General features: G+C 61.0%; 23 protein-coding genes. 3 read left to right on the top strand and 20 right to left on the bottom strand.

The features are described 5' to 3' along the window. Nucleotides 1-35 precede the first annotated feature (35 nt). Genes sfcF through Q0601_RS03705 form a run of 6 tightly spaced genes read right to left on the bottom strand, consistent with a single transcriptional unit; the run spans nucleotide 36 to nucleotide 6124 of the window. Nucleotides 36-1202 (bottom strand): sulfofucose degradation dehydratase SfcF, encoded by a 1167-nt coding sequence (gene sfcF, locus Q0601_RS03730; RefSeq protein WP_305287267.1) that lies wholly within the window; start codon nucleotides 1200-1202, stop codon nucleotides 36-38. 1 nt (nucleotide 1203) lies between these two features. Next, the gene (locus Q0601_RS03725; RefSeq protein ID WP_305287265.1) at nucleotides 1204-2283 is read right to left on the bottom strand and encodes an ABC transporter ATP-binding protein; all 1080 of its coding nucleotides are present in this window, start codon (nucleotides 2281-2283) and stop codon (nucleotides 1204-1206) included. A gap of 4 nt (nucleotides 2284-2287) precedes the next feature. Then, the gene (sfcH, locus tag Q0601_RS03720) at nucleotides 2288-3100 is read right to left on the bottom strand and encodes a sulfofucose degradation dehydrogenase SfcH (RefSeq protein WP_305287263.1); all 813 of its coding nucleotides are present in this window, start codon (nucleotides 3098-3100) and stop codon (nucleotides 2288-2290) included. A gap of 2 nt (nucleotides 3101-3102) precedes the next feature. Then, entirely contained in the window at nucleotides 3103-3981 is an 879-nt protein-coding gene (locus Q0601_RS03715; protein ID WP_305287261.1) for a carbohydrate ABC transporter permease, read from the bottom strand. Continuing rightward, the gene (locus Q0601_RS03710) at nucleotides 3974-4855 is read right to left on the bottom strand and encodes a carbohydrate ABC transporter permease (protein WP_305287258.1); all 882 of its coding nucleotides are present in this window, start codon (nucleotides 4853-4855) and stop codon (nucleotides 3974-3976) included. The genes Q0601_RS03715 and Q0601_RS03710 overlap by 8 nt, the downstream gene beginning before the upstream one ends. Nucleotides 4856-4858: 3 nt before the next feature. Further along, on the bottom strand, nucleotides 4859-6124 hold the full coding sequence (locus Q0601_RS03705; RefSeq protein WP_305287256.1) for an extracellular solute-binding protein: 1266 nt from the start codon (nucleotides 6122-6124) through the stop codon (nucleotides 4859-4861). A 142-nt stretch (nucleotides 6125-6266) separates the two neighbouring features. On the opposite strand from Q0601_RS03705, the gene Q0601_RS03700 reads away from it, so the two are divergent. Then, complete coding sequence (locus Q0601_RS03700; protein ID WP_305287255.1) at nucleotides 6267-6941, top strand: GntR family transcriptional regulator; 675 nt, start codon at nucleotides 6267-6269, stop codon at nucleotides 6939-6941. Nucleotides 6942-7009: 68 nt separating this feature from the next. Here Q0601_RS03700 and Q0601_RS03695 read toward each other — a convergent pair whose 3' ends face one another. The 9 genes from Q0601_RS03695 to Q0601_RS03655 form a co-directional block, all read right to left on the bottom strand. Beyond that, entirely contained in the window at nucleotides 7010-8146 is a 1137-nt protein-coding gene (locus tag Q0601_RS03695; protein WP_305287253.1) for a mandelate racemase/muconate lactonizing enzyme family protein, read from the bottom strand. A 7-nt stretch (nucleotides 8147-8153) separates the two neighbouring features. Continuing rightward, on the bottom strand, nucleotides 8154-9191 hold the full coding sequence (locus Q0601_RS03690; RefSeq protein WP_305287251.1) for a tagatose 1,6-diphosphate aldolase: 1038 nt from the start codon (nucleotides 9189-9191) through the stop codon (nucleotides 8154-8156). Then, entirely contained in the window at nucleotides 9188-10111 is a 924-nt protein-coding gene (locus Q0601_RS03685) for a PfkB family carbohydrate kinase (protein WP_305287249.1), read from the bottom strand. Before Q0601_RS03685 ends, Q0601_RS03690 begins: the two co-directional genes overlap by 4 nt. Before the next feature lie 77 nt (nucleotides 10112-10188). Next, the gene (locus Q0601_RS03680; protein ID WP_305287247.1) at nucleotides 10189-11271 is read right to left on the bottom strand and encodes an ABC transporter ATP-binding protein; all 1083 of its coding nucleotides are present in this window, start codon (nucleotides 11269-11271) and stop codon (nucleotides 10189-10191) included. After that, nucleotides 11271-12272, bottom strand: a complete 1002-nt coding sequence (locus tag Q0601_RS03675) for an alcohol dehydrogenase catalytic domain-containing protein (protein ID WP_305287246.1) — start codon at nucleotides 12270-12272, stop codon at nucleotides 11271-11273. The genes Q0601_RS03680 and Q0601_RS03675 overlap by 1 nt, the downstream gene beginning before the upstream one ends. A gap of 2 nt (nucleotides 12273-12274) precedes the next feature. Continuing rightward, nucleotides 12275-13102, bottom strand: coding sequence for a carbohydrate ABC transporter permease (locus tag Q0601_RS03670; protein ID WP_305287244.1), 828 nt, complete (start codon nucleotides 13100-13102; stop codon nucleotides 12275-12277). A gap of 1 nt (nucleotide 13103) precedes the next feature. Continuing rightward, complete coding sequence (locus Q0601_RS03665; RefSeq protein WP_305287242.1) at nucleotides 13104-13973, bottom strand: carbohydrate ABC transporter permease; 870 nt, start codon at nucleotides 13971-13973, stop codon at nucleotides 13104-13106. Nucleotides 13974-13984: 11 nt separating this feature from the next. Next, the gene (locus Q0601_RS03660; protein ID WP_305287240.1) at nucleotides 13985-14722 is read right to left on the bottom strand and encodes an SDR family NAD(P)-dependent oxidoreductase; all 738 of its coding nucleotides are present in this window, start codon (nucleotides 14720-14722) and stop codon (nucleotides 13985-13987) included. Nucleotides 14723-14802: 80 nt separating this feature from the next. After that, nucleotides 14803-16098: an ABC transporter substrate-binding protein gene (locus Q0601_RS03655; RefSeq protein WP_305287237.1), complete on the bottom strand. Its 1296-nt coding sequence runs from the start codon at nucleotides 16096-16098 to the stop codon at nucleotides 14803-14805. A 151-nt stretch (nucleotides 16099-16249) separates the two neighbouring features. On the opposite strand from Q0601_RS03655, the gene Q0601_RS03650 reads away from it, so the two are divergent. After that, on the top strand, nucleotides 16250-17299 hold the full coding sequence (locus Q0601_RS03650; RefSeq protein ID WP_305287235.1) for a LacI family DNA-binding transcriptional regulator: 1050 nt from the start codon (nucleotides 16250-16252) through the stop codon (nucleotides 17297-17299). Nucleotides 17300-17319: 20 nt separating this feature from the next. Here the strand turns inward: Q0601_RS03650 and Q0601_RS03645 are convergent, their stop codons facing one another. The 4 genes from Q0601_RS03645 to Q0601_RS03630 form a co-directional block, all read right to left on the bottom strand. After that, nucleotides 17320-18360 (bottom strand): Ldh family oxidoreductase, encoded by a 1041-nt coding sequence (locus tag Q0601_RS03645; RefSeq protein ID WP_305287234.1) that lies wholly within the window; start codon nucleotides 18358-18360, stop codon nucleotides 17320-17322. Continuing rightward, nucleotides 18361-19296: a hydroxyacid dehydrogenase gene (locus Q0601_RS03640; RefSeq protein ID WP_305287231.1), complete on the bottom strand. Its 936-nt coding sequence runs from the start codon at nucleotides 19294-19296 to the stop codon at nucleotides 18361-18363. It abuts the gene before it with no gap. A 203-nt stretch (nucleotides 19297-19499) separates the two neighbouring features. Beyond that, a complete protein-coding gene (locus tag Q0601_RS03635) occupies nucleotides 19500-20681 on the bottom strand; it encodes a UxaA family hydrolase (RefSeq protein WP_305287229.1) in 1182 nt (393 codons plus the stop codon). Nucleotides 20682-20684: 3 nt separating this feature from the next. Continuing rightward, nucleotides 20685-20972, bottom strand: coding sequence for a UxaA family hydrolase (locus tag Q0601_RS03630; RefSeq protein ID WP_182912678.1), 288 nt, complete (start codon nucleotides 20970-20972; stop codon nucleotides 20685-20687). A gap of 147 nt (nucleotides 20973-21119) precedes the next feature. On the opposite strand from Q0601_RS03630, the gene Q0601_RS03625 reads away from it, so the two are divergent. Beyond that, on the top strand, nucleotides 21120-21821 hold the full coding sequence (locus Q0601_RS03625) for a GntR family transcriptional regulator (protein ID WP_305287225.1): 702 nt from the start codon (nucleotides 21120-21122) through the stop codon (nucleotides 21819-21821). A gap of 28 nt (nucleotides 21822-21849) precedes the next feature. Here Q0601_RS03625 and Q0601_RS03620 read toward each other — a convergent pair whose 3' ends face one another. After that, entirely contained in the window at nucleotides 21850-23016 is a 1167-nt protein-coding gene (locus Q0601_RS03620; protein WP_305287223.1) for an alpha/beta hydrolase, read from the bottom strand. Nucleotides 23017-23051: the final 35 nt, after the last annotated feature.

The following is a 23051-nucleotide window of genomic DNA, read 5'->3' as shown; positions in this document are numbered from 1 at the left end:
GCAGGCCACGGCCGGTCGGGGCTCTGCGCCACGGATCACCATTCGGCATAAACCCCGTCGCGATGGCGCCAGTCGGGATCGGGCAGGGACCAGTCCGTATGCGCCGCCTCGATCGTATCGCCTTTGAGGATCAGCCCGAGTCCCGGAGCAGAGGGACAGTCGAATCTGCCGTTTCTGGTCGTCAGGACATCGGGATCCCCGATATAATCCAGGATGTCGGCGGGGGGCAGTCCGGCATAGCCCTGATTGTAGTGAAGCCCAAGGCTTTGCTCCTGAATGACTGTATTGGCGCAGCAGAAATCCACCTGAAGCGAAGCGGCAAGAGAGATCGGACCATTGGGACAATGCGGCGCGACGCCAACGTCGTAAATCTCGGCCAGACGGGCGATCTTTTCCATCTCGAACAGGCCCGTGATGGAAATGTCGGGCTGGATGACATCCACGCCTCCGCGTTCCAGAAGGCGCTGGAAATCCCATCGATGCAGAAGCCGTTCACCGGTGGCGATGGGGATATGCGGGCATATCCGCGCCATCAGCTCATCGGCCCCGACATGTTCGGGCAGGAACGGCTCTTCGATCCACAGCGGATCGAACGGCTCGATTTCCTTCACCATCTGTTTCAACACGGAGCGTGGTACGCGGCCATGGAAATCCAGAGCAATGTCGATACTGCCGCCGAACGCATCCCGCAGGCTGCCCATGCGTTGAACAAGGTTTTCGGTTGCCTCGCGCCATTCCAGATGCGCGACGGCAGGGGTCGCGTTCATCTTGACGGCATCGAAGCCCTGTTCGACCCGTTCTTTCGCGTGGCTCACCACATTGGCGGGGCTGTCACCGCCGATCCATGTATAGGACCGGATATTATCGCGCACCCTGCCACCCAGAAACTCGAATACCGGCAATCCCGCCCGCTGACCCTTGATATCCCACAAGGCAATTTCGACCGCGGCAATGGCTGTTCCAAGGATCGGGCCGTTTCTGAAAAAGCTGCCCTTGCGCAATGATGACGCGATATCCTCGATCCGCGCAGGATCCATGCCCAGCACGACCTGCGTCAGATCCCGGATGGCGCCGATGACGGCATTCCTGCGCTTCGGGATGATGGCCTCGCCCCAACCGGTCAGACCTTCGGCGGTCCTGACACGAACGAAAATCCAGCGCGGCGGCACGGTGAAGCTTGTGATTTCGGCGATCCTGTCCATCTCAAAGCGCCTCTTCCGTGTCGCTGTCGAAAAGGTGAAGCGCCTCCGTGTCGATGTTCAGGCCGACCGTTTCACCGGGGCGGAAATGATGCCCCCGCTCCATCCGCGCGGTAAATATCGCCGCACCATTCCTGAGATAAAGATATTGCTCGGATCCCAGCATCTCGACCACGTCGATCTCACCCCTGATGACGGCCGGAGCGCCATTGCGCGGCAGATGCAGATGTTCCGGGCGGATGCCAGCCAGAACCTTGCGGCGGTCGCCGATCCGGTCAAGCTGGCCGCGGGATATGGCAATCCTGTCTTCGGTGTCCCGGACAAGCAGCATGGAGCCATCGCGGTCCACATCGCAACGCAGGATGCCCATCGACGGCGTGCCGATGAATGTCGCCACGAACAGGTTCTGCGGCCGGTCATACAGATCCTCGGGCGTGCCGATCTGCTGGATCTCGCCATTGTTCATGACCGCGATCCGATCGCCCATGGTCATCGCCTCGACCTGATCATGGGTCACATAGACGGCCGTCGCATCCACGCTGCGATGCACATTCATGATCTCGGACCGCATCTGCACCCGCAACTGCGCATCCAGATTCGACAGCGGCTCGTCCAGCAGGAAAACCTCGGGGTCGCGGATGATCGCGCGGCCAAGCGCAACCCGCTGCCGCTGACCGCCAGAAAGCTGTTTGGGGCGCCGCTCCAGCAGCCCGTCAAGGCTGAGAAGCGTGGCGATCCGTTTCACCTTTCCGTCGATTTCGGTTTTCGACAGCTTGCGGCGCCTGAGGCCGAACGCCATGTTATCATAGACCGACATATGCGGATAAAGCCCGTAATTCTGGAAGACCATCGCGATATTGCGGTCGCTCACATCGACATCGTTGACCCGCCGGTCGTCAAACATCATATCCCCGCGCGAGATCGACTCCAGACCCGCGATCATGCGCAGAAGCGTCGTCTTGCCCGAACCGGAAGGGCCGACGAGGACGATGAATTCGCCATGCGCAATGTCCAGGTTGCAATCCTTCAAAACCGTGACATTGCCGTAATCTTTTTCGACATTGGAGATCTGGATGCGTGCCATGCGGCTATTTCCCTGAAACTGGATGAGTGATTTCGGCATGGAAAGGGTCGGTGCGGCGGCTGATACCTCTGCCGCCATCCACCACGTAATCCGCGCCGGTCACATGAGACGAATGCGGACCCGCCAGAAACGCGATGACATGGGCCACATCCTCGGGCGTTCCAAGCCGCCCCAAAAGCGACGGATAGGAAATCGCAGAAGCTCCATCGTGCCGCGTTTCCAGTTCCCGGCGGAAATTCTCGGTACCGATGACCCCCGGAGAAACGCTGTTCACGCGGATGCCCAGCAAGCCGAGTTCAACGGCAAGCGCGCGCGTCATGCCCGCGACCGCCCCCTTGCTTGCGACATAGGCGGCATAGCTGGAAACCGGCAGCGCCTGTTGAATGGAGCCGACATTGATGATCGCCCCCGTTTTGCGGCGGGCCATGTCCAGCGCGGCATACCGTGCCAGAGCAGCGGCGGCGATCACATTGACCTCGAAAACCTGCCGCCATTCGTCAGGTTCCGAGGACAGCACCGACTGACGCTTGCCATGATGCGCGGCATTGTTCACAAGGACCCCGATCCCGCCCCATTTTTCGACAGTGCAGGCAACAAGCATCGCGGGCGCGTCCGGATCCGCAAGATCCTGTGCTATCATATCCACCTTGCAGCCGCGATCACGCAACCGGCCGCCGATATCCTCCAGACCGGCGCTGTCCCGGTCGGTCAGCGTGACCGCATGACCCTGATCGGCAAAAAGCCCGGCGACGGCCCTTCCGATCCCACCGGCAGCACCGGTGACAAGCACGCCGGGTTCCGTGATGATATCCGTCATGCTCAGGTCCCCGTCACCGATCCGGCCGTCAATCCCCGCACCATCGATCTTTGAACGGCGAAGAATGCGATCATCAGGGGAAGCGTCGTGATGGCGGATGCGGCCATCATCCCTCCCCAATCGGTCTTGAACTGGCCGGTGAAGGTCAGCACCAATGCGGCTGGCAGCGATTGCTTTTCAATGCTGGTGATGAAGGTCAGCGGGTAGATCAGGTTGTTCCATGCTTCCATCAGCACGAAGATACCGGTGGTCACGAGGCCCGGATAGATCAGCGGAACGATGATCTTCAGCAGGATTTCCCATTGACGATAGCCATCGACGCGCGCGGCCTCTTCGATCTCGACGGGCACCGCATCGATGAAGCCTTTCAGCATCCAGACGGCGAAAGGCAGGCCGAAGGTCGTGTAGCCAAGGATCAGGCCGAACATCGTATCCAGCAGGCCGGTATTCAGCAGAACCAGATAAAGAGGGGCCAGCAGGACGATCATCGGAAACATCCGCACCACCAGAACCAGATAGCCCGTCTGCTCGGCAGTGCGGAAATTCCGGCGCGACAGCGCATAGGCCGCCGGAACCGCAATCACCACCGAAACGATCGCGGCCAGAAAGCAGGTGATCACCGAATTCACGAAGAACGAGATGAAGGGCAGATCGCCCTGAAACAGCCTGACGTAATTGTCGAGGGTCACGTTCTCGGGGACAAGGCTCGGATCAAGCCGGGTCGCTTCCAGTTCGGTCTTCAGCGAAGTGCTGAGCATCCAGTATATCGGCGCAATGGTCCAGAACAGCGCGATGGCGATGAACGCGTATTGAAACGTCTTGCCAAGGATTCTGCGGGCGGCGCTGCGGTTCCCGCCGATATGGTGTGATCTGTCAGTCATTTTGCCTGTTCCACAGCAAGCGGATGTAAAAGACCGAAACCAGCAGCAGCAACAGCAGCCAGATCAGCCCCAGCGCCGAAGCATATCCGATCTCGAAGCGCTCGAAGGCCATGCGGTAGACATAGACGACAAGCGTGGTCGTCGCATATCCGGGGCCGCCCTGGGTCATCACCCAGACCTTGGCGAAATCGTTGAAATTCGAGATCACCATCAACAGGCTGCCGACCACCAGAGGGTTTCGCAGGAATGGCAGCTTGATATGAAATATGGTCGACCACAGACCGGCGCGATCCACCCGCGCACTTTCCAGAACCGCATCCGGGATGCCAGACAGCGCGGATGACACCAGTAGGAAGAAGAATGGCGTGGTCGCCCAGATATTCGCGACGATGATCGCGCCAAGCGAGATATCGGCCCGGTTCAACCAGGAAACCGGATTGGTGATCACGCCCAGATCAAGCAGGATATCGTTCACGATGCCGCCGTTCTGCATATACATGAAGCGGAACAGAAACGCGACGACCACGAATGGCACCGCCCAGGGCGACACGACAAACGCACGGACACAGGACCAGACTGGGCCTTTCAGGTTTTCCAGAAGCAGGGCGACAGCGGTCCCGATCAGCATCGAGACAAGAACCGTTCCGCCGGTATAGTAAAGTGTGTTCTTCAGCGAAATCCAGAATATCCGGTCATTCGCCATATCCTTGAAATTGCCCAGCCCCAGATATTCCGGCGGCGTGAAATCAAGCAGGTTATAGCCGAAGAACGACAGATAGACCGTCGAAACCACCGGATAGCCGATGATGGCCAGAAGAACCAGCAGGGTCGGAAGGACCATCCAGTGCAGGAATGGCTTCGAAAGCGAGAGCATGGATCAGTTGCCGATCTGATTCTGGATTTCCGCTGCAATATCCGCGACCGGACGATCGCTGGTAACCGCTTCCTGAATACCGGCCATGATCACCGTCGCATATTCGGCGAATTCGGGGCCGAAGGGCATGGGCGAGATTGTCGGTATGATATCGTTCTTGAAGGTTTCGATGACCGGCGTATCAAGCAGTTCGGCCACGGCGGGATCCTCGATGGATTTGACCGGAGGGATCGAGCGATTGGTCTCGATCGTGTAGGTCCTGATCGCAGCTTCGTTGGTGCCAAGATATTCCATGAATTTCCACGCGGCTTCCTTGTGTTCGGAATCCCCGAACATCACCAGCTGGTGCCCACCGTCGAATGAATACCCTTTACCCCCCGGCCCGGTCGGCATCGGGATAACGCCGTAATTCTGGTTGAATTCCTCGGCGCTCATGCCGTTTGTCGACTGGATCACGCCCTGAACCAACACCTGATCCCACAGGAAAGCGACCTGATCCTGCGCGAATAGCGGCCGGAACTCGCCGATCTTGCGGCCCGGATCGACATAGCCTTTTTCCGAGATATCCCGCAGCCAGCCCAGATAAGCTTGCATCTCATCGCCTTCCGCACCGCCTTCGGCAACCGGATCCGCGCCGAAAGCCCGAATCCACGGCCAGTTCGACTGAAGCGCGAAAGCGCGGTTGGTGGTGTCGATCCCCAGAACGATCACCTGGGGATTGGCCTCCTTGATAGCGGCCATGGCGCTGTTCAATTCGTCGATGGTCTTGGGCGGATTTTCGGGATCAAGCCCTGCATCGGCCATCAGTTTCTTGTTATACCAAAGCCCGGCCGGCGCCTGGTTCCAGGGAAAGGCGATCAGATCCTCGCCCATCATCAGCGGTTCGTAGGCACCCGGCGTCAGCGTGCCGAGAAATTCCGCATCGGCATAGCCCTGCAACGGCTCCAGCCCCTTGGTCAGGGCCAGCGCGAAAGTATCGTTGCCCGCGACCTGCGCGATATCGGGCGGATTGCCGGATCTCAGCCGCAGGACCAGTTGGCGCGCCATTTCCGCAAAGGCGATGCTTTCGCTTTCGATCTTGATATCCGGGTTCTCCGCCTCGAAGGCACTGATCACCTTTTCCATCCCGTCGCGCGTCGCACCTTCCGCCGTTGCCCAGTTGGCAAAGGTCAATGTGACCTGCTCTGCATGCACCGGGCCGGAAAGCCCGACGAAAGCAACCATTGCCGCAGATGCGAGTCTTTTCCGGAAATCCATTCTCTTCCCCATGCTGCCCTCCAAGCCGATTGCAAGTTTCAGAGACTCAGATCTGATATATTGAACTTCATATCTTAGATGTCAATTCTTTACACTCACCTGAAGTTGTGGTTCACAATATATTCGGATCTATTTGGGACTCTGGCGAATAATCATGACACTTCAAAAACTTAAACGTCCCGTCTCATTATTCGACATGGCTCTGGACGGCATCCGCTCTTCCATCGTCGACGGCACGATCGAGATCGGCGAGCAGATTTCCGAAACCCGGATCTCGGAACAGCTGGGCATCAGCAAGACACCGGTACGCGAAGCATTGCAGGAATTGCGGCGCGAAGGTCTGGTTCAGATCGACCCCAGAAAAAGAACCACGGTGTTCAAACCCGATTCACAACAACTTTCGGAATTGTTCGATATGCGCGTCCTGCTTGAGACCGGCGCCGCCGAACGCATGTATCAAAGGAACAGAGAGCAATCCGCCGGCCTGATGCGCGCCGTGGTCGAGCGCATGCAGCGCGCCGTCGAGCGCGAAGATTACAGGGGCTATCGCGCGCTGGATTCCGACTTCCACCAGACCATCATCGATGGCGCGGGCAACGGGCTGATTTCCGAAACCTACCGCCCGTTATCATACAAGATCAATGCCTTGAGGAACCGTGGACTTCTGGATCCTTATGTCGTCCACAAGTCATTCGCCTTTCATCAGCGATTGCTCGCACTTCTGGAAAACGCGGAAGCGGAAGAATTCCGCGCCGCGTTGACGACCCATATCCAGAACAGCCAGAAAGACTATGAAGCATGGCTGGCAACGCTCAGTCCCGCCGACTGAACCGATCCCGCGCGTCGGAAACAAGGCGTATCGCTCCCAGCCATCGCCGGAGATAAATAACCGGGGTTTCAGCCCGTCTCGCGCAGCAGAGTCACATGATCATGCAGCTCTGCCGGAATGTCGTCTATTCCAAGGCCCGGCCTGGGAGACAGGTGCCAATGCCCATCCCGGACGAAATCGCCGCTGCTGGCCAGCGCATCGCGAAGGGGATTTGGATTCACATCCACCTCCAGCAACCCGGGCCCGCCCGCCGCGGCAAGGACATGGGCGGATGCGACCAGCCCGATTCCTCCGCCCAGAAAATGCGGGCAATAAATATGGCCCCGCCGCAGGGCATCGCGCGCCACCGCAAAATTGCCTGAAACACCGCCCCATTTGCAGACATCCGGCTGCACGAAACGCAGGGCGCCAAGCGACAGGGCGTGATCGAAATCATCCGTTCCGGCGATATTCTCACCCGCCGCAAGCGGCACGTTCAGGCGGGCGAGATCGATCCAGTCGCCATCCGGGGCATCGCAGGCGATCGGTTCCTCGACCCAGCCAAGGCCGGCTTCGGTGACCGCCAGCAGGAAGTGACGCGCCTCCTCGCTGGTCCAGGCCTGATTCGCGTCGGCATAAAGGTTTTCTCCAGGCAGCAATTGCCGCGAACATTCGATGACCTTTGCCGGATCCACCGTCCGATCGAAACCGACCTTCACCTTGAAGCCCCGAAACCCGGCAGCCCGCGCCGCAGCAATCGCAGCGGCGGCGGCATCGATGTGAATCCCGCTGGCGTAAACCGGCACCCGGTCAGCCGCCTCTGACGACAGAAGCTTCGCCAGAGGCAGACCGTTTCGCCGCGCCGCCATGTCCCATGCCGCGATATCCAGCCCGGCGATCACCTGCCGGAACGGACCGGGTTCGCCGCATTGAAGCGCACGGATATGGGTCGCCCGGCTTAATTCGCCGAACATCTCTGCGGGATCGTTCCATTCGCGGCCAAGAACCAGATCGGCGATATCGTCGATCAGCAGATTGACGCGATGCTCGGCGCCCGCTGCGGGCCAGTTGGCGAAGACCTCTCCCCAGCCGGCGGCTCCGTCGGCATCCTCGATGCGCAGGAAAACCGCAGGCCGGTTATGCATCACCCCGAAAGAGGTGGCGACCGGCGTCCTGACCGGAACCCGAAGCGACCATGCCTGAATGCGAGCGATACGAAAGGGCATCGCGGTCTCAGGCATAAGCGCAGGAGAATGCGCCCTCGCGGTCGACCTGCTCCAGCCTGAAATCCGGTTTCCACGGCTGCGCTTTTTCACGGGTCAGACGACCAAGATCCTTCAGGATTTTCATCCCGTCGCCCTTCAGGGCCGTCAGCACGGCTTCGCGGTCGGGAAAATGATTCTGGACCGCATCAAGCCAGATCGTCCGCCCGGCCAGAAAACCCTGCGCACCGGCAGCGTAGGAATAGCTTAGCACGCGTTCGAACTGTTCAGGCGCGGCACCGCCCGACAACAGCACCCACGGAATCCCGGCATCCGCGCAAATACTGCCCACTTCGGCGAACTGAGCGGCGGCGGCCCGGGATTCGGCGCTGTCATCCATTGGCGGCAGAGAGGCGGCAGGCAGCGGCGTTTCAAGCTTGTAAAGATCGACGCCATATTCCGGCTTGGCGAATTCGCGAACGCTTTCGATCACCAGATCGGCGCGTTTGTCGGCGCTTTCGACATAATCGGTTGTATGCCGGTCGCTGTCCGGGAAGGGATAGACCAGCAATTCCAGAACATAGGGGATATCGTGGCGGCGGCATTCCGCGCCAATGGTGCGGACGTAATCCTTCTGATGCTGCAATACCTCGTCCGAGGCATCCGGGCGATACCATGCCAGCACCTTGACGGCATCCCCGCCCACGCGGCGGATCTTCTCGACGCTCCAATTGTCGATGGAACGCGATTTCCGGCCGCCCGGCGTATCCTGAAAGCGATGCTCTTCCAGCGTCACGATCAGTCCGGTCCGCGCGGGCAGCACGTCGATCGCCGCCGGCATGGCGAAATTCGGGTCCAGCAGCATCGACGAGGCATCATGCGCCAATGCCTCGACCAGCAGGCGCTTTGCGGCAAGCATATCGGCGAACTCCACCTGATCAGCCGGTATCCCCCGCGCCTTGGCAAGCGCCTGCAGCAAGGGCGGTCGCTGATCCAGAGCGACCATGGTGAAATGCCCATCCTCATCGGCGAGACGAGCCAATCCACGCTGTTTTCCAATGCTTGTCATCCTGTAGGTCTCCATAGTTCCAAGGTCTCGGTAAAATCGGGGATCCCGGCACGGCCATTGCGGCGGGTGCATTTCAGGGCGGCGGCTGCGGATGCGAATTCAGCGGCTGATCCTGTATCCGCGCCAGCCGCGACCGCCATTGCCCATGCGCCGTGAAAAACATCGCCCGCGCCATTGGTGTCGACAGCTTCGACCGGGAAGGCCGGGCGGTGGTGATGGTTGCCGTTCTCGATCCAGTCGACGCCATCGCCGCCGCGCGTAACCGCCGAAACCGCACATCCGTATTCGGCAACACGCTCCAAGCCGTTTCCGGAACCGGCAAAGGCATGCAGCGCCTGTTCGGAAAAGATCGCGTGATCGGTCAGCGGCAGCAGTTTTTCGAACACGGTGGCCTCGGCCACATCCGCATCCAGAACCGTCGGCACCCCTGCCTTGCGCGCCGCAGCAAACACGGTCGCGGCGCCTTCGACCCAACGCGGGTCGGCCAGCACGGCACCGGCACCGGCGACCTGATCCAGCGGCAGCCAATCGGCCTCGTCCGGCAGATCCGCGCCGCGGAAATTGACGATCAGACGCTCACCGGCGGGATCGACCAGCACGCAGGACACCGAGGACCGGGCGTGGGGGAACAGGCGCAAATGCTCGGCATCCACCCCTTCCAGTGCCAGTTCCCGGCGCATGACCAGCCCCGCCGCATCCTTGCCCGCCCGGCCCCAGAACCGCGCCTGACCGCCCAGCTGCGAAACTGCGACAGCGGCCGTCGCGGCCATCCCGCCGCCACCGGAACCATAATCGCCGGCGCGGGTCTTACCTGCCTGATGAGGCAGGCTTTCGACCATCCAGACGTGATCCATCGCGGTCAGGCCAAGGCAGATCACAACCGGGTCTTTCCGGGTCCAGCCCGGGGGAAGCGCGGTCATAACCCTGCGATGCAGAGACGCATGGCCCCCGCATGTTCCGCCGTGCCGTGGCGCATCTTTATCCGGGCACATTCCATTCAATCAGCCTTTCCAGTTCCGTCAATCCGGATTTCGGTTTCCGGATCAAAGAGATGCGCCTTCCCCGCAGCAGGCGAGAGCCAGATCCGCTGACCGGATTGCGGGCGAAGATCGGGCGACACCCGCACGATCACCTCTTGCCCTGCGGCAGAGACGTGAACCAGCGTGTCCGATCCCAGCGGCTCGACCAGTTCGATCTCGGCGGCAAGGCCCTGACCTTCCTGCACCAGTTCGAAATGCTCTGGTCGGATACCCAGTGTCAGCCTGTCGTGACCGCCGGATGGCCGGGCGATCAGCGATTCCGGCAGCAGGCTGCCATCGGCCAGACGAAGCCCGTCCGCCTGAACATCGACGGGCAGGAAATTCATCGATGGCGAGCCGATGAAGCTGGCGACGAACAGATTGGCCGGGTTCTCATAGACCTGTTCGGGCGTGCCGACCTGTTGGATGATCCCCGCTTTCATCACCACGATCCGGTCGGCCATGGTCATCGCCTCGATCTGGTCATGGGTCACGAAGACCATCGTCGTCTTCAGCTTCTTCGACAACATCTTGATCTCGGCGCGAACCTGCCCGCGCAGCTTCGCATCCAGATTCGACAGCGGCTCGTCGAACAGGAACACCTGCGGGTCGCGCACGATGGCCCGGCCCATCGCGACCCGCTGCCTTTGACCGCCCGACAAAGCCTTGGGACGCCGGTCCAGATAGGGTCGGATGTCCAGCAACCTTGCGGCTTCCTCGATCTTCGAGGCGATCTCGGCGGGCTCAGTGCCGCGCATCTCCAATGCAAACGCCATGTTCTGGCGCACGGTCATATGCGGGTAAAGCGCATAATCCTGAAACACCATGGCAATGTCGCGCTTTGCGGCAGGAACCTCGTTTACCCGCCGGTCACCGATCATCAACTCGCCGCCGTCGATCGCCTCCAGCCCGGCCAGCACACGCAGCAGGGTGGATTTGCCACAGCCGGACGGGCCGACCAGAACGATGAATTCCTCGTCCGCGATTTCCAGATCGAGGCCGGGAATGACTGTCACACCGCCGTAATTCTTGACCAGATTGCGTATGGTGATAGACGCCATCATTGCTCTCCGATGAAAGACAGAATGGGTTTGATGGATTTGCCTTCCGCGAAATCCGCGAATTTCTGCGGCAGTTCCGCTATCGGAAATGCGTCATCGACCAGCCGGGCATATTTCTCGCGGTTGGCGCGCAGCAATTCGACATTCGCGGCGAAATCATCCCGGGGGAAATAGAATGTCCGCAGCAGGGCGAAATCCTTGCGCCGGAACACCTTGTCTTCGGTAACGCTCCACGGTGCCGCGTTTTCGCCGACAAGAACGATGACGCCTTTTGGCAGAACCAGATGAATGGCCAGATCACGCGCCGCATGATTGCCGGAACATTCGACGATCAGATCATAGCGGCGGTCATGGCTGCCCACCGGCACGATATTCGCGCCGAATTCCCGGGCAATCGCGGCACGGGCGGGATTCGGCTCGGCCACATCCACCTGCGCATGCCCCAGCGCCGCAGCGGCCAGCACCACGCCCAGACCGACCGGCCCCGCCCCCGTCACCAGAACCGAGGGCGCGTCGGTGGCAAGATGGCGCGATGCCTCGCGCAGGGCATGGGCGGATGTACCGATCGTATCCAGCAACAGCGGGGCCAGCGCGGCATCTATATCACCCGGCACCGGCAGAAGGCAGTTTTCCGGCACAGTCAGATATTGCGCATAGCCGCCATCCCGGTTCCAGCCGATCAGCGACGAGACGGTGATGCAGCTTTGCGTATCGCCCCGCAGACAGACCGCGCATTCACCGCAATGCAGCGGAATATAGACGGCGCAAAGCTGCCCGTTCAGCGGATGCCCCGGTTGCTGAACCCATCCCGCGATCTCGTGCCCGGCAATGTGCTGCGCACCCGCATGCCACAATTTCAGATCCGAGCCGCAAAGGGCATTCGCCGCGACCCGCAGCAGAACTTCACCTTCAGCGGGTTCCGGCAACGGGCGCGAGACGATCTCGATCCGGTCTTCACCCAGAAAATCGGCGGCCTGCATTGTCTTTTCGTTCGGTATCATGGTCATCCTTTCACCGCCCCCAGGGTCAGGCCCGAAATCAGCCATCGCTGCACGATAGCCGCCAGAATCAGCGGCGGCAGCGCGATGATCGTCGCCGCGGCCATCAGACCACCCCAATTGGTCGAGCCCTCGCCGATGAAATTGAACGAGGCCGCGATCAGCGTTTTTGTCTGCGAGTTGCTGAGCACCAGCGAAAACAGAAAGAAATTCCACGAAAAGACAAAGGCCAGAATCGCCGATACGGCCAGCCCCGACGACACCAGTGGAAGGGCGATCCGCCGGAAAATGCGGAAAGGCGAACAGCCATCGACCTGCGCCGCCTCGAAGATCGAGCGTGGAATATTGTCGAAATAGGGCAGCAGAACCCAGATCACGATCGGCAGGGTGATGACCGCATGGGTCAGGATCAAGGCCCAATAGCTGCCGATCATGTCCACCTGCCGGAACATCACATACCACGGCAACAGGAACAGCGTGCCCGGCGCCATCCGCGCCATCAGGGCAACCACGGCCGGCCATGTGATCCGCGTCCATGACGCGACGAAGGCCGCAGGCGCACCCAGCAGCAGACCGAACAGTGTCGAGCCGACGGTGACGATCAGAGAGTTGATCCCATAGCTGAGGAACGGCGTCTGCTTGCTTAGCGTCACATAGTTCTCGATCACCGGAGTGAAGATCAGCTTTGGCGGAAAGGCGATGACTTCATAGGACGGCTTGAACGATGACAGGATCATCCAGGCAGTCGGCGTCATCACGATCATGCCGGCCAGCACCAGCAAAACCACATTGATCCAGTCGAGCCAGCGGGAATCCGAAGGTTTCATCGCCATATTACCACTCCACCACGGCGCGCAGGCGGTTGAAGGCCATCACCGCGCCCAGAACAAGAACCGACAGGGTGACCATCAATGCGCCGGCATAGCCTAGCTGGAAGAACTCGAAACCGACGCGGAAACCATAGATGTTCAGCGTCATCGAATGGTTCGACGGCCCGCCCTGCGTGGTGATGTAGATCAGGTCGAAGAAGCGCAGCAGATCGACCGAGCGCAGGATCATCGCCGTCACCAGCGTAGGCAACAGCAGCGGCAGGGTGATCCGGAAGAACACCGCCCTGCGCGAGGCGCCGTCGATCTCGGCGGCCTCATAGACCGAGGGCGGCAGGGATTGCAGCCCGCCCAGCACGATCAATGCGACATAGGGCGTCCATTGCCATGTATCGATCATCGCCAGCGTCGGCACCACCAGCACGGGCGAGGCAAGCCATGCCGATGGCGGCAGCCCCAGCGATGTCAGGATCCAGTTCGCCGCGCCAAGGGACGGATCGAGGATTACCAGCCACATCATCCCCGCCACCACCGGCGGCATCATGAAGGGCGAGATGAACAGAGACCGGACGATACCGGGCAACCGCTTGGCCCGGAACAGTAAAAGCGCAAGCCCGGTGCCCAGCACAAGCTGCATGACCAGCGACAGCACGTAAAGATAAAGGGTAATCCAGATACCGTTCCAGAATTGCCCGTCCACGACCATACGCAGATAGTTGTCGCCGCCCCACCCCGTGACCTGCCCGGTCGAGGAATAGGTCTGAAAGCTCATCCAGATCGTGTAAAGGAACGGAAAAGCGATCATGCCGACGGTAAAGACCAGCGCCGGCATCGACATCGCCGCCATCTGTCCGCGATGATTTTGTTCGACCCTCATGGCATCTCCCTTCAGCCCGCCAGAAAGCCGCCATCAACCGCCGCCACGCTGCCCGTCACATAGCGGGCGGCGGGCATGCACAGATAGGCAACGGTTCCGGCGACCTCTTCCGGCTGACCCCAGCGTTTGAACGCGGTTCGCCCGGCGATCCGGTCGTAATGGGCGCGATCCTTGCGGCCCTCGGCATTCAGCGGCGTCTCGATATAGCCGGGCGCCACGGCGTTAACGCGGATCCCATCAGCCGCCCAGGCATGGGCCAGCGCGCGGGTCAGCATCACCACCCCGCCCTTCGAGGCGCAATAGGCGGGCAGCCGCGGTAAGGCCGCGAACGCGTTCATCGAGGCGATATTGACGATACTTCCGCCAGCAGCGGCCAACGCCCCCCGAAATGCGGTGCAGCAGCGCATGACGCCTGTCAGGTTAACGTCGATCACCTGCTGGAAGACCTCCAGATCGAATTCGGCGTCGCGTCGCAGGATGCCCGCAGCGTTGATCAACGCATCCAGCCTGTCGAAACCCGCGGCGAATGCCTGCACCGACGACGCGTCCGTCACGTCAACTGCGGCAAGCGTCAGGCGGTCGTGACCGGCCAGCGCGCATTGGGCCAGTTCGGCCTCGGTCGCGCCCGTGGCGGTGACATTCACACCAAGATCAAGAAATTCGCTGGTAATGGCGGATCCGATACCGCCGGTTCCACCGATCACGGCAACCCGGAAAGACGATGGCAATTGGAAAGATTCCGATGACACGGAGCTGATCCCCTCATTCGGTCATGGCCTCAGGACCGACCGGCGGCACCCCGCCGGTCGCATCTGCATTCACAGGTCGTTCAGTCGCGGGCGATCAATTCGTTCAACGCCGTATCCGCCTTGGCGCAGGCCTGATCGACCGAGGCCGTCCCAAGCAGCATATCGCCAATCGCCTGACCGATATGTTCCCGCGATTCCGGATTTGCGATGATCGGATAGCCGATTTCCGACGTGCCGGTTTCCGCCAGAACGGCCAGCGCATCGTGCCATTGCTGGCGCACAGGGCTTTCTTCCAGCCAAGCCTTGTAATCGGCGGAATCCGCGACGGCTGCGCGCGGGGGGGCGATACCTTCCAGCGCGAATTTGGCCTGCATTTCGGGGCTGGACGCCCATTGCAGGAAATACCAGGCGGCATCGGGCTTGGCCGAATTGGCCGAGATCGCCATCCCCCAGCCGATCACCGTGGGATGCGATCCGCCCGGACCCTCGGGCAACGGAACGATGGCGGTATCTTCCAGCCGGTCGCCGCTTTCCATGATCAGGCCGAATTCATTCGAGGATTCGAAAGACATCGCCGAACGCCCGGCGCTATACAGCGCGGTCAGTTGCTGGAAGCTGTAATTGACCACACCCGGAGGCCCATAATTCTTCAGAAGATCGGAATAGAGAGTCAGCGCCTGTTTTGCCTCGGGCGAGCACATCGCGGATTCGCCGTCGATGATATACTGGCCGCCCATGTTATGCATGAAGGCCGAGAAAGTATAAGGTGCCGCCGGAGCAAGACCGCGGGATGCGAAAGGCGTAAGATCGGTGCATTCCTTCAGCTTGGCAGCGGTATCCGCAAGCCCTTCCAGCGAAGAAGGCGCATCGAGACCGCATTCCTCGAAGACATCCGTCCTGTAATAGAGCAGCGGCCCCTCGATATTCAGCGGCACCGCGGTCAATTGCCCGTCAAAGGTCGCAGCGTCCATAAGCGCCTTGCCGAAACCGTCTGCGTCGTAATCGGGCGAAACGCTGTCCTGAATATACGGCGTCAGATCCGCATACCAGCCCGCCGAGGCGAACTGCATCCCCTCGCGCGAGGGAAGTGTCATGAAGACGTCCACCTCATCGCTGCGGGCGTTCATGACCGTCATCAGGCGCTGGCGCATTTGCTGTTCCTGATAGCTGTCGACCTCAAGAGTGATGCCGGTCAATTCCTCGAATTCATCGGCATGATCGATCAGCAATTGCCCCAATGGGTTGCTGTTGGCGAGAAATGTGATCGTCTCGCCCGAATGCGCCTTCCAGTCGAATTCCTGGGCGGCGGCGGAAGTCACCCAGGCCGTCGCCAGCGCCGCCGTCAGACAGGCGATCCCCCTGCGCGTGATATACATCGATTCTCCTCCCTGCCTGCTTCTCTCGAAACCTGTAACCGGTTACATATCATCTGTGAATTGAGGCGTCAACGATTCCCGCCGGCCAGATCGCGGCAATCAGTGTTGTCTTGTCTGCGAAATGCCGGGTAGAAAGGTCCTGGAGGTATAGATGAGAAAAGAAAATCCCGCGAAATCGGCTGTGCAAGCGCGCTCCATAGGCATTCGGGACATCGCACGCCGTGCCGGGGTCTCTACCGCCACGGTATCGCGCTTCCTGAACAAACCCGAATCGGTTGGCGCGGATCTGCGCGATAAGATCAGTCGCGTGATAGATGAAACCGGTTACATACCGCATGCCTCGGCACGGGCCTTATCCTCGCGACGCACGCGCACGATCGGGGCCATCGTTCCCACCGTGGACAACGCGATGTTCGCCCAGGGACTTCAGGCATTGCAAAGCTATCTGGCGACGAAGGATTATCTTCTGCTTCTTGCGACGAATGAATATGATATCGATGTCGAGTTGCAGCAGGCCCGGAACCTCGTGGCGCGGGGGATAGACGCCCTGATCCTGCGCGGAGACGAGCGCCACGCGATCCTGCGCCGTCTGCTTGAGACCAACGGTATCCCATTCGTGAATGTCGGCCTTTGCGAACCGGCCAAGCCCTACCCCTCGGTCGGCGTGGACAACTACGATGCGGGCCGCGTGGTTGCCCGCTATATCGCCGGGCTTGGCCACAGGAAGATCGCGGTAGTAGCGGCGCATCAGCGCAATAACGACCGTGCCCAGGCCCGGTTAAGGGGAATCATGGAGATCCTCGATCAGCAGGGATGCCCACCGGGGCCGGACTGGCTGCTGCAGGTCGATTACAGTCTGGCGGATGCCGGAGATGCCGCCAGAACCTTGCTGCAAGGGGAATCCCGGCCGACCGCGATCATCTGCGGCAATGACGTCATCGCCTACGGTGTCATGCTTGCCGCGATCCGTATGGGATGCGACGTGCCGCGCGACCTTTCCGTCGTCGGCTTTGACGATCTGGACTGGAGCCGCCATCTGATTCCCAGCCTGACCACAATCCAGATCCCGACCAACGAGATCTGGGTGCGCGCGGGACGCTATCTGGTCGATCTTCTTGCCGGACAGACGCCGATAAAACATCAGCAGGTGAATTTTTCCTTCATCATCCGCGAGTCCACCGCCCCACCTGCGAAAGACTGATTCAGTACCGGCTTTTTGCCTTACGCGGAATCACGGCGCCCAAACGCCTCTATTTCGGATAGCAGGGCGTCATCGACGGATATTCCTTCTGCCGCTGCCTGCCGTTTCAGTTCGGCCCGGCGGGTGCCGGGTACGCGCGCGCCGGATTCCGCCTCGATCGCTTTTGCCAGTTCATCGATACGGCCCAGCGCCGCAGCCGAACCCTGACCCTGATCCCCACCCGGCCCGGCAAAGGCGGCCGGATCGATGGCAAGGATCATCTGCCCGACTCCGGGGGCGGGTCCCTCGGCACTGAAGAAGGACGAGGCTTCATAACCGAAATGCGCCCCGACCAGCCCTGCGGACAGCAACTCGACCATGAGGGCAAGCGCCGTGCCCTTGGCATCCCCCATCGGGACCATGGTTCCCGCCAAAGCGTCCTTGGGGTCGGTGGTCTCCTGTCCTTCGGCGTCAAGAGCCCAGCCTGCCGGGATCATATCGCCCCGCTGCTCGGCTGCCATGATCTTGCCCCGCGCCACCTTCGACAGCGATACATCGACCACGATGGCAGGATGCCCATCCGGACGAGGCGCGGCGAAGGCGATCGGATTGGTGCCGAACAATGCCCTGCGCCCGCCCCAGGGCGCCATCGCGGCCGGGGAATTCGCGAACATGATTCCGACAAGCCCGGCATCGGCGAGACGCTCCACCGTAACACCCGCAACCCCGCAATGATGCGAACGGGTAATACCGGCGACGGCAATGCCCTGTTGCGGCGCAGCGGTGGTCAGCCAGTTCACTGCCAGATCGATTGCCGGATAGGCGAAGCCGTGACAGGCATCCACGGTCAGCAGGCCCGGCCGTCCCTGCCGGGTGACAGGGGTTGCATGTCCGTCAACCTTGCCGCTCAGCGCCTGCGCGGCATAAGAGGGTACGCGCCGCAGTCCGTGACCGGCCTGGCCGACTTCTTCGGCGGCGACAAGCGCGTCGGCCACGGCTTCGGCATTCGGCCCCGAAGTCCGGCAGCGCATCAGGGTTTCGGTGACAAGCCGATGGGTTTGCGGCAGGGTAAGACGCGGCATCTACGAAACCTTTTCCTTCAGATAATCCAGTACCTTGTCCGCGATCAGACTGCTGACGCGGATATTCGATTCCTCGGTAACCCCGGCGATATGCGGCGTGAGGATGACATTCGGAAGCCCGGCAAACCGTGCCCCTGCCTCGGCCGTCAGCGGCTCTGCCTCAAAGACATCCAGCGCGGCGCCGGCGAGCCGACCGGCCTTCAGCGCATCAGCCAGCGCATCCTCATCCACCACGCCGCCACGGGCCGCATTGATCAACACCGCAGAGGCGCGCATCCCCGACAGGGATTCGGCGTTGATGACATGCCGCGTTTGCGATGTCAGCGGAACATGCAGGCTAAGCACGTCGGATCGCGCCAGAAGATCATCCAGAGAAACGGGTTCCGCCATGGTCCATGCCGGATCGGACGCATCGAGATGGGGATCATGTGCGATGATCGTCATGCCAAGCGCCCCGGCTCTTGCCGCGACTTCACGCGCGATGGCGCCGAAGCCAAGCAGCCCCATCACGCGGCCCGACAGCTCCCCGCCGATAAGTCGCTGTCGCGGCCAGTCGCCCGCCGCCACCTGATGCGAACTCAGATAAGCGCCCCGAAGCAGCATCAGGGCAGTGGTCATGACATATTCCGCCACCGCCAGATCATTCGCTCCGGTCGCGGGCCAGACCTGCACGCCCCGGGCTTTGCAGGCATCCAGATCGATATTGTCCAGCCCAACCCCCAATCGCCCAACGACACGAAGCCCGCTTCCGGCCTCCAGCAGCGCCGCGTCAACACGGGTGCGGTTGCGAACCACCAGCACCTCGGCATCGGCCACCGCCGCAAGCAGATCGTCGCGACGGTCGACCAGATCGGGTTCGTATCGTGTCGGAGCAACCGCAGACAGCCGCTGAACGGCGCTTTCATCCATGAACTCGGTGATGACGACGCGTGACATCCGCTTCCTTTCCATAAATCAGAGCAGCAGGCCGGCGGACAGGGAAGGCTCGGCATCCGCACCAGCAGCAAGAAGGATGGCGCCAGACATGCGGCCTTCCTGCCCGTTTTGCCATGCAGTCCCGGGCGCGATCCTGCCCACCCGACAGCCCTATCGGACCCGCCGCCTTCCCCTCCGGAGCGGGCGGCGGGACGGCAGCGCGCTCAGGCGCTGCGATAAAGTTTGGTCATCGAGAATTCACGGTGACCAAGGGCCTCGGCGGCTGTCGCGCGGCCATTGGCGGTGCGGACGATCATATCGATCAGGGAATCGCCGGCCTCGTCGATGGTCATTTCACGGGTCAGCACGCCGGTCACATCCACATCGATATGTTCGGACATGGTGCGCAGGGTGCGCGGGTTCCCCGAAATCTTGATGACCGGCACGATCGGGTTGCCGACCACATTGCCCTGCCCGGTCGGGAAAGTGTGGATGACAAAGCCACCCGCCGCCATCAGGGTCACGCATTCCGCAGCCGCCGAGGAACTGTCCATGAAATACAGCCCCGGCCCTTTTTCGGGGGATTCAGCAGGGCCGACCGCATCGATATAGGTCGAGGTGCGGCCGATCTTTTCAAGGTTCCCAAGCGCCTTTTCCTCGATGGTCGTCAGCCCGCCCAGGATATTGCCCTTGGTCGGCTGGCTGTCCGACAGATCCGAGGTCTTGTAGGCTTCGATCACCTCATCCTGATAGGCCTGCCAGATCTTCCTGAACTTGGCCGCGGCCTCGGGGTTCGCGGCGCGTTTTTCGCAGATATGCTCGGCCCCCGTAATCTCGGATGTTTCGCCGAAGCAGCCATACAGGCCGTGCGGCAACAGCTTGTCATACATGTTTCCGACCGTCGGACAGGAGGACAGACCGGTCGTGGTATCGCTTTCCCCGCATTTCGTCGACACCCACAGATCCGAAAGCGGACAATCCTCTTTCTGCAATTCGGTCGACCAATGGACATATTCCTTGGCCTTCCAGCTTGCCTGCCGGATGGTCTCGAAATCGCCCTTCTGTTCGATCGAGAAACCGGTGACGGGTTTGCCGGTCTTGGCGATGCCATCGACAATCACCTGCGTCCATTCGGGCTCGATCCCGATGACGACGACCGCCGCGACATTGGGATTCGCGCCGGTACCGATCATGGTGCGGAAATGCAGTTCCAGATCCTCGCCGAATTGCAGGCGCCCATATGCATGCGGGATGGCCAGCGTACCCTTGACGTTATTGGCCACCGCCTCGCAGGCCGCATTCGAGATATCGTCAACCGGCAGGATCAGGACATGGTTGCGCACGCCGACCCGGCCGTTCTCGCGACGCCATGCCTTTACGGTCATATTGCTGAAATCAAGAGCCATGACTTACCACCGTTTCGTTTTGCAGTTGTGGACGTGGACATGGCCGCCGACCTCGGCGTCGCCGACCATCTTGCCGATATCCTCGCCATATTTGATCACGGTATCGCCCGCCTTCAGCGGCTTGAGCGCGACCTTGTGACCGATCGGAATATCGGCCTTCGCAGTCAGCCGGAAATCAGAGTTATCGGCCGTGACGACACATAGCATATCGGTGCCCGCGCCAAGATTTTCGACGACGACAACGCCGACATTGTCCTCGTGATCGTGGACCAGAAGTTGCGGAATGCTCAAAGGATCCTCCCTTTCAATGATGGCATGAAATCCTTGGAGCCGAGATAACATATATACTAAGTCTTATACAAGAATAATTATATATGTTATTTCCTGCCGGGCAGGCTCATGCTAGACTGAAAAAAATGACAAAGGACGGCATCGCCAATGGGTTCTCCGCTCTATCAGAAAGTCATCGATACGATCGTCGCACGAATCGCTTCGGGAGAGGTGCTTCCGGGGGGTATGCTTCCAAGCGAAACCCAGCTTGCCAGCGAAACCGGCGTCTCGCAGGGGACGGCGCGCAAGGCACTGATGATGCTGGAGCAGCATGGCATCGTGCGCCGCGAACAGGGCCGCGGCACCTTCGTTACGGCACGGACGCCGGACAGTTCGCTGTTCAACTTTTTCCGCCTGCGCAACCGGAACGGCGAAGTCATCCGGCCCGAGCTGATCGATGAGCGGCTTCTTGAACGTCCGGCAACCGATGTCGAGCGCGAGACATTGCAGGGCGCGCCCCTGACGGTGATCGAAATCAATCGTGTGCGCAGCCTTCAGGGCGTCGCCAGCGCAATCGAGACCGCGGTCGTGCCGGCGGATCTGTTTTCCGGGCTCGAACGCCGCGCGCCTTTGCCAAGCGCGCTATACGTTCTTTACCAACAGGCCTATGGCTGCATCGTGCTGCATGCCGACGAAACGATCATCGCCGTCCCTGCCGGTCCTGAAGAGGCCAAAATCCTTGGGGTCGTGGAAGGCACACCACTTCTGCAGGTGGAACGGCTTGCGCATGACATCCTTGGCCGGCCCATTGAACGACGCCACAGTATTTACCGGACAGACAAGCTGGGCTACAGGGTGACGCTGGCCTAGCCGCGCCCGGCGATGGGTCGCCGGGGCTTCATGGCCCGCCCAGCACAGTGGCCGCCGCACTGAACGGCGCAGACAGGATCTTGCCCGTGGTATCCAGAACATAGACCCCTGCACGGCGCAACTCGTCCCCCTGCTGCTGATCCTGTTCCAGTCGCGCATAACGTGCGGCGAAGCCGACATAGCGATCGTGGTTCAGCCCATCGCTGCCCGGCGCGGCAGAGATATCCATGACCCGCATCCCGTTCCGCTCGGCTAGCGCAATCAGTTCCGGATCGTTCAGCGATGCCCGTCCCAGCCGCATGCGGTTGCCCGACAATCTGCCCGACGCGGCAAGAACGCGATCATCGGGCGAAACGAGCAAAGTCAGAGGGGCGGACATGGGGCCGACGATATCGGCCTGTTTGCGGAACACATCCATATCGATATCGGGCGCCGCCAGCACGACCTCCAATTGTCCAAGCACGCCGTTGCTGCCCTTTAGCCGTAGCTGCCGAAGCGTCTCCATCACCAGCCATGCGCCCATGCTGTGGCCGATGACAACGACTCGCCGGCCCGGATCGACGCCGGTCAGCGAGGTCAGAAGCCCGGCAAGATCGTCCCGCGCATAGGTGGCGGCATCACGATCCGAAAGATAGCCGGCCGTCCGGCCATCGGATGGCCAGGAAAAGAGGATGGGCACGGAAGTGCCGTCGCTGTCGGCGCTTAACTGGGCAAGGCGAAACACCGCTTCCTGATAGCTGTAATTGTAGCCATGCACGAAGACGGCAATCGTCCGGTCGCCAGTGCCGGCCATTTGCGCAACCTCGGCTTCGAATCGCGGCTTGTCCATCAGCCGGCGGCCGACCGTAACGAAATCCTCGGACGGGTCCTTGGAGGGATGACGGAACTCGTCTTCGCTTGACTGCGCCGAAACACGGTTCTGAAGCGTGAATTCCTCGTAGCTTGGCGCGCCCCTTCCGTTGCCGACAACAGGGGGCACCGAGGCGGATTTCGTGCGGTTCGTCACTGCAAGCAGCGTTACGCGCTGGGTTCCCGCGCCGGGATTGGCAACAGGGATAAGTGTCTCTGGCCCCGGACGCCCTCCGCAGGCCGACAGGACCATCAAAAGGACGATGACCGCTTTCCACGCCCGCCCGGATGACCCCGCCGTCGCATGGGTCCGGGGAGCGTTGAGAGATGAGCTGTTCATATGCATGGCGACGCTTTCCGGCTGCCGGCTTTTGCACAAGC

The organism is Paracoccus wurundjeri (assembly GCF_030678915.1).
GTDB classification, from domain to species: domain Bacteria; phylum Pseudomonadota; class Alphaproteobacteria; order Rhodobacterales; family Rhodobacteraceae; genus Paracoccus; species Paracoccus onubensis_A.
This window is presented reverse-complemented; position numbering and strand designations above follow the sequence as displayed.